This window comes from Prevotella sp. 10(H), assembly GCF_000711235.1.
GTDB lineage: Bacteria > Bacteroidota > Bacteroidia > Bacteroidales > Dysgonomonadaceae > Dysgonomonas.
This window is the reverse complement of sequence record NZ_JOMI01000007.1, coordinates 883,291-896,489: the sequence shown is the minus strand read 5'-3', so window position 1 is coordinate 896,489 and position 13,199 is coordinate 883,291. Positions and strand designations below refer to the sequence as shown.

The following is a 13,199-nucleotide window of genomic DNA, read 5'->3' as shown; positions in this document are numbered from 1 at the left end:
AATTCAAAAATGAATAACATTTGCTGTTTTTCGAATTTGCTGATCGATTAATTAATTTTTCCTTTTATTATTGAATAATTCATCCCCTCACTTTTCTCCATCAGCTTATTCAGGCACACATAGCGTTGCGCATCGATAGCATGATTAAATTTGTCGACAGGTGTATTCGTCACATTGCCCAAGTCGTCCATTCTCCAATGGTAATTACGATACTCATTGATTATATTAGCACTACGCCGCGTGACATGCTTCCGGTAGCGATTCAATATCGAAATCCCCGTACCGATACTGTCTTTTCCTTTCTGCGCAGGCTCCACTTTCCAGCCTTTTGCCTGTATCTCGCGGATACTTTTTGGCTCGGCGCTATCGGCTATAATCGGGATATTCCGTGAAATACCTGAATTCTTCAGGTGGGCGGCTATCATGAGATTGTCGTAACCTTTAGCATATAATATTTCATCTATCCACAATTCACCCTCGGCAAGACGGATATCCACAATTGCCGTCGGGTCGTTCGTGAAACCAAAGTCGATACCAATCCAGCGTTTCTTATAAGTTTCGGGCAGAGAAGTCACTATATCCCAGTTGCGAACAATTACACCCTGTCGCGTACCTGTCAGTCCTTCGCCGTATACCCGCCACCAGTCTTCATCGTTGCGGTTCGATTCTATCTCCCTTACCTGCGCACTGGATAGGAATTCGTTGTCGCGGTAAGTAGAATGTATAAGTTTAGCTTCGGGCAAAACAAGCACCTTCTCATCGAGCCAGAATTCGAAGCAGGGATTGCAGTCGAGGATAATATATTCTGTAGTGCGGATTGCCAGTTGTCGGTATACTTCATAATCTATGTTGATGCACTCATTTATATATAGTATATCACGCGACGGGCCATGTACTTTGCCCGGATTATCAGCCGAAAAGAATTCTATAATAGAATTATTCACCTTATAAATCTTATCCGTTGCATTCCAGTTTTTCTGAATCCACATCTCTTCGCATTGCAGCATATCCATAAAATCACGTATGCATCCCCGTTTCAGATGAGGCATCGATTCGGAAACAACAGATATAGTTCTCGGAGTTTCAGATTCCACGGCTATAGTATGCAATAGTTGCAGAATACTATAAGTTTTGGACGAACGAGTAGAGCCCTTATTTACAATATAGCGCATTCTCTGATTAATAACTTCGAGGTTGCGCCTGAATACTGATGTTGTTTTCATATGACTAAAATTTGTTTTTATGGTATAGATAAAGTTTTCGGATTTTATTGAAGAAAAAAATAATATTATTCCCATCCTTTTTATTAAAGAATTGCATATATGGGAAATTTTAAGAAAATAAAATCATAAATGAAAAAATCGCCTACTTTAAGCTGGAAAACATGTTTTTGTGAAATATTTTTGTTAATTTTCTTTCTTAAACGAAAAATGTTATTATCTTTATCGTATGAAGGAAATTAGTTGATGCAATTCCTGTGATATTTTTTAACTCTTTTATTGTACAATGCCCTCGATGGATATAATATATCCGGAACATTCTATATAGTTTTTTTGACAAAGACATTTTTAATCTAAAAGTTTATTGCTATGATTGATAATGCGATCGGAGTTAAAGCCGGTGACATATGGCAACTCCTCTCTAGTAAAGGAAGTCTTTCGGTAAGACAAATCGGAGATCATACCCACTACAAAGATTCATTAATACTCCTTGCAGTTGGATGGTTATCCAGAGAAAATAAGGTACAAGTTGTTGACAGAAATGGGGCCTTATATATAGAACTAAGAAATATATATCCTGAAACATTCTATTAATACCTAAGAATCCAACTTTATTTCAGACCTGAAAGAGAGATACTGTAATATTTTTACAGTATCTCTCTTGTTATAAATAATAACTTAAAGAAATACATATTCCCTTCATCTTATTAACATCTGATCATTTGATATTACATATTAACATACACAATATCCCAATTAACAAATTATCATTCTAAAAGCACAAAAATTTAGCCTTTAAAACTTTACTAAGCAAACTAAATGACTTACTTTTGTACTGCAATTTCAAAAAGTATAACTATTTGAGTATAAGCACTTATAAATAGCATTTATGCAGATATAGATAAAGATCACATAATCAGCTAAAAAACAGCATTATATAATAAAACCTATATACATTAAACAATAAAAATTAATCATGGCTAATCAAAAAGAAAAGCTTTTCTCAGACTTTCCACCGATTTCGACCGATGAGTGGATGGCTAAGATTACGGCTGACCTGAAAGGGGCCGACTTTGAGAAAAAACTCGTTTGGAGAACAAACGAAGGGTTTAAAGTAAACCCTTTCTACAGAAGTGAAAACACCGAAGGTATGGCTGCAACTGCTTCCCTGCCGGGCGAATTTCCTTATGTACGCGGTACCAAGAAAGATAACGACTGGTACACACGTCAGGATATCTGTGTAAACGACTTCAAGGCTGCAAATGCCAAAGCCCTCGATATTCTGAATAAAGGTATTACATCGCTTGGTTTCAATATCGACGGAGATGATGTAAGTGCCGAAAACATCAAAACATTACTTAACGGCATTCATCCCGAAGCTGTGGAACTCAATTTCAGCACATGCTATCGTAAGTCTCTCGAACTGACCAAAATATTGGTCGAATATATCAAGGGAACGGGTGCCGACATTATGCAATGCTTTGGTTCGGTAAACTACGACCCTTTCAAGCCACTTTTGAAGAAAGGCCGTGATGCAGAAGGATGGGTAGAAAAAGCCGCCGAAATAGTAAAAGCTGCCGCACCGCTTCCACGCTTCCGCGTATTGGCTGTAAATGCACACACGACTAGCGATGGTGGAGCATACATCTATCAGGAACTGGGCTATGCATTAGCTAACGGAAACCAGATATTAAGCGCACTTGTAGAAACAGGTTTGGATGCTACACTTGTTGCTAAAAAAATCAAGTTCAACTTCGGAATCGGCGGCAATTACTTTATGGAAATTGCCAAATTCCGTGCTGCACGCTGGTTGTGGGCTGAAATAGTAGATGCCTATAAACCTACCTGCAATCATGAATGCCCAAACAAAGCGGGAGACGGAACATGCCGTTGCGCTGCTAAAATATATGCCCATGCGCAGACATCTACTTTCAACAAGACTGTATACGATGCTCATGTAAATTTACTGCGCACACAGACTGAAGCTATGTCGGCAACTATTGCGGGAATCAATTCACTTACAGTACGTCCGTTCGACGAAACATACAAAACTCCGGACGATTTCTCGGAACGTATTGCACGTAACCAGCAATTGCTGTTGAAAGAAGAATGTCACTTCGATAAGATTACAGATCCGTCTTCGGGTTCATATTATATTGAAAACCTGACTAAGTCTATCGCCGAACAGGCATGGAAACTGTTTCTTGAAACAGACGAAAAAGGTTTCTACGAAGCACTGAAGGCTAACATTATACAGACAGCTGTAAAAGCATCAGCCGACAACAGATTTAAAGCATTGGCGACCCGCCGCGAAATACTATTAGGTACTAACCAGTTCCCTAACTTTACTGAAAAAGCAAGCAGCAAAATCGTAGAGAAAGAGGCTTGCGGATGTGGCTGTGGAAAAGATGCGCCTTATATGCCGCTTCCTACCGACCGCTTAGGTACAGCATTTGAAGAAATGCGTTTAGCTACTGAAACACATGGCGCGCCTACCGTATTCATGCTTACTATCGGAAATCTGGGTATGCGTCTTGCACGTGCTCAGTTCTCCAGTAACTTCTTCGCTTGTGCAGGTTACAAGATTATCGACAACTTAGGTTTCGAAACTGTTGAAGCCGGAGTAAAAGCCGCACGCGAAAAGAATGCCGACATTATCGTTCTTTGTTCGAGCGACGATGAATATGCAACACTTGCCCCTGAAGCTTACAAGCTGATAGAAGGCAAAGAACAATTCGTGGTAGCAGGGGCTCCTGCTTGTATGGAAGAACTAAAAGCACAAGGTATAGAGCACTTCGTAAATGTGAAGAGCAATGTATTGGAAACGCTAAGGATGTTCAATGCTAAACTGGGTATAAACTAATTCGGAAATTATTCAATTAGCAAATTAGCAAATTCAAGGCTAACAGCTAAGGGCTAATAGCTAAAAGCTTAAAAAAATATGAAACCAAATTTTAAAAATATAGACATTAACAAAGCAGGTTTTGCAGCGACTGACGCTACAAAATGGGCTGCTGATAATGGTATAGAGGCTAACTGGATGACTCCTGAATTGATTCCCGTTAAGCCTGTCTATACAAAAGAAGACCTCGAAGGCATGGAACACCTGAACTACGCGTCTGGTATTCCTCCATTCCTACGCGGACCATACTCAGGTATGTACGCAATGCGTCCGTGGACAATCCGCCAGTATGCAGGGTTCTCAACTGCTTCGGAATCTAACGCATTCTATCGTCGTAATCTTGCATCGGGACAGAAAGGACTTTCCGTAGCATTTGACCTTGCCACGCACCGTGGATACGATGCTGACCACCCTCGTGTAGTGGGCGACGTAGGTAAAGCAGGGGTATCTATTTGCTCGGTTGAGGATATGAAAGTATTGTTCGAAGGTATTCCCTTGAATCAGATGTCAGTATCTATGACAATGAACGGTGCCGTACTTCCCGTGCTTGCATTCTATATCAACGCAGGGTTAGAACAAGGCGCCAAACTGGAAGAAATGGCCGGAACAATCCAGAATGATATTCTGAAAGAATTCATGGTGCGTAATACATATATATATCCACCTGAATTCTCTATGAAGATTATCGCTGATATCTTCGAATATACATCTCAGAAGATGCCTAAGTTCAACTCTATCTCTATCTCGGGTTATCACATGCAGGAAGCCGGAGCAACAGCGGATATCGAGTTGGCTTACACCCTTGCCGACGGTATGGAATACCTGAAAGCGGGTATTGAGGCAGGTATCGATGTAGACGCTTTCGCACCACGCCTGTCGTTCTTCTGGGCCATCGGTATGAATCACTTTATGGAGATTGCTAAGATGCGTGCCGGACGTCTGTTATGGGCTAAGATTGTGAAGAGCTTTGGTGCCAAGAACCCGAAATCGCTTGCACTGCGTACTCACTCACAGACATCTGGTTGGTCGCTTACAGAGCAAGACCCGTTCAATAATGTTGGCCGTACTTGTATAGAGGCTATGGCTTCAGCACTGGGACACACTCAATCACTGCATACAAATGCACTGGATGAGGCGATTGCACTGCCTACCGACTTCTCTGCCCGCATCGCACGTAATACTCAGATATACATTCAGGAAGAAACATATATTACCAAAGAAATCGACCCATGGGCCGGTTCTTATTATGTGGAAACACTTACAAATGAGCTTGTACACAAAGCATGGGATCTGATCCAAGAAGTACAGAAACTCGGCGGTATGGCTAAGGCTATTGAAACAGGTCTTCCTAAGATGCGTATCGAAGAGGCAGCTGCACGTACTCAGGCTAGAATCGACTCGGGTACTCAGACTATAGTCGGTATCAACAAATACCGTCTCGAGAAAGAAGATCCTATCGATATTCTCGATGTGGATAACACAGAAGTACGCCGTCAGCAAATCGAGCGTTTGAACGATCTGAAATCGAAACGTGACAATGCTGCTGTAAAAAAAGCACTGGAAGCTATCACCGAATGTGTGAGAACTAAGAAAGGAAACCTGCTGGAACTTGCGGTTGAGGCTGCACGTGTGCGCGCAACATTGGGAGAAATCTCCGATGCATGCGAAGAAATAGTAGGACGTTATAAGGCTGTAATCAGAACAATATCAGGCGTGTATTCATCAGAAAGTAAAAAAGACCCTACTTTCCATGAAGCCCAAAGGCTTGTGGAAGAATTTGCGAAAAAAGAAGGTCGTCAACCACGTATTATGATCGCAAAAATGGGTCAGGACGGACACGATCGTGGTGCAAAAGTAGTAGCGACAGGTTATGCCGACTGCGGATTCGACGTGGATATGGGACCATTGTTCCAGACTCCGGAAGAAGCTGCCCGGCAGGCGGTAGAAAACGATGTGAACGTACTAGGAGTATCTTCTCTTGCCGCAGGACACAAGACTCTTGTGCCTCAGGTAATAGCAGAACTGAAAAAACTTGGACGTGAAGACATCATTGTGATTGCCGGTGGTGTAATCCCTGCTCAGGACTATGACTTCCTGTACAAAGCGGGTGTGGCTGCCATTTTCGGCCCGGGTACTTCGGTAACTAAGGCTGCGGTGCAGATGATGGAGATATTGCTGGCTGATTAAGTAATTATGAGTTATAAGTTATGAGTTATAAATAGCTTAGTAATAATATTGGAAGAATCCCGTTCGGTAGTGAGCGGGATTTTTTTGTTTATTCATATTTTAATTCAATCCGAGTTGAAACTACATATCTTTGAGATATAAATTTTAAACCAAATTCTACTTCTAGAAATTCTTTTAGTATATTTAAGACTGTATTAACATATTGAGGTTCTATACTTATACTAATAGAAGAATCATCAAAAGAAATCCCATTCTTTATCATTTTATATAAAAAAGAATGTAATTGACTTACAATAGACTTAATAACATCCGCAGGTCTCTTAATTAATATTCTACATGAAATAAAAGGAGCATCAAAACTAGGTTTATTTTCTAATACAGATAACCGATCAATCTTACTATTCATATTAGTAAGTTCAGAAACAATAAATTTAATAGCATCACTTTCAGGCGAATTACTACCATCTAATCCCAAATTCTTTATTATCATCTTTTCTTTCGCTACTCTATATATTGGATTATCAATTACTTTATCTTCAGGAGGAATTACCTTAATCATTTTTGTTAAGGAGTTTTTCAAATCCTCTACACCTTTCATATCATTGGTATAAAATATTGTTCTTTCTCCAATAACATCAAAAGGAAGATTAGTTCCCTCTTCTGCTAAACAGATAACAGGTTTTCCTGTGGCATGGCGCACTGCTAATTCATACATTACATTCGGATTCAATCCTGTTAAATCTGCAATAGCCAGTTGGTCATATAATATATGCTCTATTATCTGATTTGTAATAGAACCAAGACTATCTATACGATGGGCAACTTCTAGGTCATAATCAAATTCTTTCAAGACTGGACCTATGACAGAAGTAAGCAACCCTTCCGCTTGTCGACGAATATCTGAGTTATCTTTTCCAATGGGCGTTATAATAAAGCATTTCTTACAACATGCATTCTCTGATACATCCTTATTTTTGTCTACTTGTGCTTCCTTTATTTCCTCTTTTTTTGCCATATTTATTAATATTGAATAACTAAATTTTATCAAAAATAGTAATTATTTTTAATTCAGCAATTTAACAAATTATATTTATCATTCACCAACAAAGCCTCCATGCGCGAACGCGTTGTCAATAAAAGATATTGCGAACCTTTGACCTGATCCATATATTATTCTATTCCCCTGCTTTTAGCTTTTCTTTCATAAAATTATGAGTCCGTATTTGGTATTAACTCATAACCATGCTATATTTATAAATTATACACACTAAACAAACACAATAAAAACATTATACTATGAAACTTGGAGACGAAGCTTATAACAAACCTATAATAACCACCCGATATGTATTGGATGGAAATTCCCTGATTACCTATGTTGTATACGATGAAGACGGGGACTGGCAATTCTTTAGCGATGAAGATGTAACAGAAAGCGATGCCTGTGTCATTTCCGTAAAACAGATATTGGAAATAGACGAAAGCCTTTACAACCTCAATCTCAATCTAGGACAGGCAGCTGAACGTAGCGATGCCGACTCATCGTGGCAAACGGTTAAAGTACGGGGAGAAGATAATCATCTGTTTCCGGATGACGAAGACAATTAATAATAAAAATCATATCTCATAAAAAGCGTTACCTCCGCACGACATCACGTCTGTGGAGGTAACTTTGTAAACACAATCAATATATTAGTTACCCTAATATTATGACTTATTATTTTTTTGCTCCCGACATGATTCCGGCATCGCTGTCGTCATTATTCAATCGCTTATCTGCTGCTTTATACTGACGTCCGAAATTAAGATTCAGTCCGAAATTGAGAACAACTACCTGCTTTAAGTTCTTTGAATAAACTTCGGAGACATTCGGTGTCAAGCTCGAATAGTTCTTACTGCCCATCGAATAGTTTTTGGTGAACGGATTGATCATCATTACGCCGACATTCCATTTTCCGGTGTTATAAGTAGCCATCACTACATGTACGCGCTCCCCTATCTCCAGAGTTTCTCCCCAAAAGTAGTTCCAACGTGTAAAGACTTCACCGCCAAGCATCCATTTTTTATAATTCAAATACAAGGATCCTCTAGCAAACCAGTTATTATATGTATGAGTAAAATCATTGCCAACACTTATATATCTGTTTAGCCCGGGAGTTATACTCAGATTAATATAATCTTTCCATGGCTTCAGTCTGAATGTAGTTTCTAAATTGATACGGTGAAATGCCTTATGATTGATATTTGTCCGGATAAATTTGCCATCTTCAAAGAATACCTGTTCCATATTAGGCTTGTGATCATAATTATATCGCATAAATAATTCAACGCCAAACATGCCTTTGTTATATCCTGCATTCACTGTATTGGTAAAGTTCCTGACTGTTTTAAGATTCGGATTACCCCTGCGGATTTGTAATGAATCTATATTCTGCTCTACATTATTCAGATCGGAAAGAGATGGAGAATATCCCGACATATGCGCGTTGTATCTTACATATGCATTATCATTGATATTATAAGTAACCCTTAAAGTCGGGCGGAATATATATTTATCATCTTTACTGTCTCCCTGACTGTTGTATATACGCATGGCACCCAGTCCGAAAGTATAGCTGAATTTATTCTTACGTAGCTGTAGTTCGGCATATCCGTATGTTTCGGCAAAGTTCATGCCTATATCTGTCGATACGTTTCCACCATATATATTATTTGTATAGCTTTGCGTATGTTTCATCCCCGCAGAAAGCTTACCTATATTCATTTTCTTTTCGTAAATACCTTCTGCAATGAGGGAATACTTATCGCCGGAAATGGATGAGAATATATCGGTATTAAGATCCTGATCGCGGCGTTCCTGATATGTACGGGTAGACTTAGAGTCCATATATGTACCTACTACATTAAATATAATCAACTGATCATTCTTGAGATTCCGCTGATAATAGAGGTCAAGAGATGTATTACTGCTTCTCCACGTACTATGGTCGAATATAGAAAGCGGAATACTGTTGTCCGATGAATATATAGCACTTCTACGGTCGGTATATTGTTGCGGTGTATTCTGATAATTATTACGAAGGATAGCATTAAACTGATATTTATCCGGTTCATTCAAATTATAGTTCAAAGCGACATTCAATTTATTATCTTTAAGATCTGTAGGATCACCTTTTTCTATACGCTCTAATGTTTTATCCGGAAAAACAAAGGTTTCTCTATTTTCTCGTGTCCATTCCAGTTTACGATGCGACCAATATGCATTTACTCCGAATTCGGATTTTTTGTTATTAACTTTAGCCGACATGAAATTTTCTCCCCATCCTATTACCCAAGGCAGTGCATCTTTCAGGTCCATAGAAAAACTTCCTCCCGATTCTCTACGGCGGACGATGTAATCTATAACTGCCGCTGCATTATTATATCTCATTCCCGGTTCATCGTGATATTCGATACGGATTATATCGGCGGGCTGAATAGCTACGATCTCTGACATAGTTACCTCTACACCATTGACCCTTAGCTGAACGCCCCCCCCTCCGGGTACAGTTATCGTATTGGCTATAGGATTAATTATTACACGCGATAGCTGAAGATTACGAAGCAATGTAACACCTGTGCTGGATGCTCTTATCTGTGCATCCGACGGGATTATTATTTTCCTGTCGGGTTTCTGAATCACTGCATTTGCTGTCACCGTAACATCCTTTAGTGCGATGTCGGATGCTTCGAGATGAATATTCCCCGTGTCGGTATCCTCGTCTACACCATTTATCGGATGATATGCTTTTAGGTAGCCTACGAAAGTAGCAGAGAGCAAGTAATCACCATTGGCTATATTATTAAATTCGAAAAAACCATTCGTATCGGAAGAAGTTCCGGCTACAAAAGTTGAATCCTGCTTTAATAAAGCGATGTTTACAAATTCAATAGCACCTTTAGTGTCGATGTCGACTATTGTGCCGGATATTTTAACCTGAGCAGTTGATATAATTGATATAACCGCAAGTAAAACGAGTAATGTTAAGGAACGTTTCATAATATTAATATATTTAGTTTAATTCTTAATTTAGTAATATGACGAAACGACCTGAAAAAAAGTTACAATTGAAAATAAATAAAAATAGTTCAGAGCAATACATTCCTAATAAACAACACTTTATAAATATCAAAACAAACAGATACATATTAACTTATCTAAATTCTACCGATTATATTCAGTAACCACAAGTAAAACTTCCTACCTTTGACATCTTATTACCAAAAACAGATGAATACGGAATTATCCAATATAAAGAATACTTTTCCCAAAGAAGAAAAACTCTGTAGTACTAAAGCTATAGATAAACTTTTTTCATCCGGACAATCTTTTATTGCATATCCGTTGAGAGTAGTATACACTGTCGAAAATGAACCGGAAGTAAACCACCAGTTGGCAGCCATTCTCACCAGCGTTTCTAAAAAGAAATTTAAACGTGCCGTTAAGCGTAACAGGGTAAAACGCCTGATAAGAGAAGCATATCGTCTGAATAAGCACGAACTGAGTGCATTATTGAAAGAGAAGGGTAAAAGAATGGATATTGCTTTTCTCTATCTGAAAAACGAGTTACCGGAATATACCGAGATAGAAAAAGCCATTTTGAAAACGGTATCCGTATTGATCTCAAAACTAAGGGAAGGGGTGCCGGAATGAAGAAGGTTTTATCATGGATACTTCTATTACCTGTCTATTTTTACAAGTACAGCATATCCCCTATGCTACCGCCTTCGTGCAGATATACACCTACCTGCTCAGAATATGCTATACAAGCAATAAAGAAACACGGGCCATTTAAAGGATTATGGTTGGCAACCAAACGTATTGTGAAGTGTAATCCTTGGGGTGGACACGGATATGATCCTGTCCCTTAAGGATGTTTTTTACATCTTATTTATTTTCCACATATTCTTTAAGTGATATTTGTATGAGTTCCTTCCATGCATTTTCGAAAGTCGGTCTGGAAAAATCCGGCCTGTCCTGAGGAAAAGATTCAATTCCTGTATGGGTAAGCTTTACAGAAGTAATGTCCATATTTTCCGACAATTCTATTCTGACGACCGATTCTCCGTCCATATCGTCATATGCCAAGCTATAGGATAATAATTTATAAGGCTCAACTTCCAGCACTTTACATACATGCAAAAATTTCTGTTCCTCGCCACCGCTATAAAACGAGAATTCAAATCCGACTGCAGGCTTAAATTCACTGACTTCGAAAAACCAATGCTGCATCTCTGCTGCATCCGTAATTGCTTCCCACACTTTTTCTACGGGAGCGTTAATATCTGTTTCCACTATTACAGGTTCACTTTTCATTTCTGTTATTATTTTGTGTATAATAAAATAATAACAATATAAGAACGGCTATGTTTACAGGAATACAGATTTGAGTTCCTTATAATTTAATCTATCATCTCCAATAATTGCAGCATACCATTTGTAGATGCCCGCATAATATTGGCTTCGCGGAATTTGCCTAATTGATATTTCTTTACTACGCACTTGTCTTTATATGTGGTACATATCCATACCGTGCCCACAGGTTTCTCATCACTTCCTCCATCAGGGCCTGCTATTCCTGTGGTGGCTATAGAGCAATCCACATTGAGTATCTGTTGTGCTCCGCGTGCCATCTCAATAGCAACCGCTTCACTTACAGCGCCGAACCGGTCTAATGATTCCTGCTTTACATGCAATATATTAACCTTCTCCTCATTGGCATACGAAACAACCGAACCTTTAAAATAGCGTGACGAACCGGGCATGGATGTTATCATATGGGCGATATTTCCTCCTGTACAGCTTTCCGCCGTGCCGATTGTCAAACCTTTTTCAAAGAGCCGCTGACCTAGAATCTTTTCTACGCTGATATCCTTCTCGGCAATAATAGCATCTCCAAGCAAGGAAACCAGTTTCTTCTCTTGTTCTGCCATTTCAGCTAAACGATGCTCTCCCCTCACAAAGAGGCGCAGTTTCATCAATCCAAGCGAAGGAAGATAAGCCAATCCGAAACCGTCGGGCAGATTATCCTCAAAGTCGGCAATATACATCGCTAAAGCCGATTCAGTATACCCCTTCAATATAAATATACGTTTGAGATATGCATCGGGATCGTATTTTGCCTGCAGGCGCGGGATAATTTCATTTTCCATTACGTATCGCATCTCATGAGGTACACCGGGCATAGACACCAATACTTTACCTATGTGGTCGAACCATGTGATAGGCGCCGTCCCTACCTTATTTTGTATTACTGTGCAATCTTTAGGGACGTAGGCCTGATTACGTGTTAGTTCGTTAAGGGACATAGCATTGGACAGCACGTTTTGAATATTTTCCAATACTGCATTATCAAATACCAGTGTAGTACCAAAAAAATCGCAAAGTGTTTTCTTCGTTATATCGTCTTTAGTAGGGCCCAGTCCGCCTGTCATCAGTATCACGTCCACACGGGCAAAAACGTCATCAATCGTAGCCTTTATCTGTTGGGCATCATCACCTATCGACAACATTTCTTCTACTTCAAAACCCGCAAGTGTAAGTTTTTGTGCTATCCATGCCGAATTGGTATCGACAATCTGACCGATGAGGATTTCATCGCCTATAGTTACGATTGCTGCTTTCATTTATTTTATTGCTAAGTGATTACAAATATTGTTTCGTCTGCTTATTATAAAAAGTAACAAAGGTAACGTTTTTTTTAGCTATTATCTGATAGCCTTTAGTCATTAGTTTTATAAAATAAAAAGTAACAAAAGTAACAGAATTCAGCTAATACATAAATACAAAATAAAGATCACCGGACTATAATATAAACCAATGTATAGATAAACTTAGAGCGTACTTATAA

General features: G+C 39.1%; 11 protein-coding genes. 6 read left to right on the top strand and 5 right to left on the bottom strand.

All coding sequences use genetic code 11. The features are described 5' to 3' along the window. Positions 1–47: 47 nt before the first annotated feature. Positions 48–1,223, bottom strand: a complete 1,176-nt coding sequence (locus tag K348_RS0115385) for a PBSX family phage terminase large subunit (RefSeq protein ID WP_029906290.1) — start codon at positions 1,221–1,223, stop codon at positions 48–50. Positions 1,224–1,589: 366 nt separating this feature from the next. Between K348_RS0115385 and K348_RS0115380 the strand changes: the two genes are divergently transcribed. From K348_RS0115380 to scpA, 3 genes are all read left to right on the top strand, one after another. Then, the gene (locus K348_RS0115380) at positions 1,590–1,814 is read left to right on the top strand and encodes a winged helix-turn-helix domain-containing protein (RefSeq protein ID WP_029906288.1); all 225 of its coding nucleotides are present in this window, start codon (positions 1,590–1,592) and stop codon (positions 1,812–1,814) included. 382 nt (positions 1,815–2,196) lie between these two features. Continuing rightward, a complete protein-coding gene (gene mutA / locus K348_RS0115375) occupies positions 2,197–4,083 on the top strand; it encodes a methylmalonyl-CoA mutase small subunit (protein WP_029906286.1) in 1,887 nt (628 codons plus the stop codon). 78 nt (positions 4,084–4,161) lie between these two features. After that, positions 4,162–6,309, top strand: coding sequence for a methylmalonyl-CoA mutase (gene scpA / locus K348_RS0115370; protein ID WP_029906284.1), 2,148 nt, complete (start codon positions 4,162–4,164; stop codon positions 6,307–6,309). 88 nt (positions 6,310–6,397) lie between these two features. Here scpA and K348_RS0115365 read toward each other — a convergent pair whose 3' ends face one another. Beyond that, positions 6,398–7,324, bottom strand: coding sequence for a hypothetical protein (locus tag K348_RS0115365; protein WP_029906282.1), 927 nt, complete (start codon positions 7,322–7,324; stop codon positions 6,398–6,400). 281 nt (positions 7,325–7,605) lie between these two features. On the opposite strand from K348_RS0115365, the gene K348_RS0115360 reads away from it, so the two are divergent. Next, positions 7,606–7,917 carry a hypothetical protein gene (locus K348_RS0115360; RefSeq protein ID WP_029906280.1) on the top strand — a complete coding sequence of 104 codons (312 nt, stop codon included), beginning with the start codon at positions 7,606–7,608 and terminating at the stop codon, positions 7,915–7,917. Positions 7,918–8,026: 109 nt separating this feature from the next. Here K348_RS0115360 and K348_RS0115355 read toward each other — a convergent pair whose 3' ends face one another. After that, entirely contained in the window at positions 8,027–10,348 is a 2,322-nt protein-coding gene (locus tag K348_RS0115355) for a carboxypeptidase-like regulatory domain-containing protein (RefSeq protein WP_029906277.1), read from the bottom strand. Positions 10,349–10,579: 231 nt separating this feature from the next. Between K348_RS0115355 and rnpA the strand changes: the two genes are divergently transcribed. Both rnpA and yidD read left to right on the top strand, forming a co-directional pair. Beyond that, positions 10,580–11,002, top strand: coding sequence for a ribonuclease P protein component (gene rnpA, locus K348_RS0115350; protein WP_029906276.1), 423 nt, complete (start codon positions 10,580–10,582; stop codon positions 11,000–11,002). Next, positions 10,999–11,220 carry a membrane protein insertion efficiency factor YidD gene (yidD, locus tag K348_RS19080; protein WP_081852592.1) on the top strand — a complete coding sequence of 74 codons (222 nt, stop codon included), beginning with the start codon at positions 10,999–11,001 and terminating at the stop codon, positions 11,218–11,220. Before rnpA ends, yidD begins: the two co-directional genes overlap by 4 nt. 16 nt (positions 11,221–11,236) lie before the next feature. On the opposite strand, the gene K348_RS0115345 is transcribed toward yidD, so the two are convergent. Then, complete coding sequence (locus K348_RS0115345; protein ID WP_029906274.1) at positions 11,237–11,665, bottom strand: SRPBCC domain-containing protein; 429 nt, start codon at positions 11,663–11,665, stop codon at positions 11,237–11,239. 86 nt (positions 11,666–11,751) lie between these two features. After that, positions 11,752–12,975, bottom strand: coding sequence for a CinA family nicotinamide mononucleotide deamidase-related protein (locus K348_RS0115340; RefSeq protein WP_029906272.1), 1,224 nt, complete (start codon positions 12,973–12,975; stop codon positions 11,752–11,754). Between the last annotated feature and the right edge of the window lie 224 nt (positions 12,976–13,199).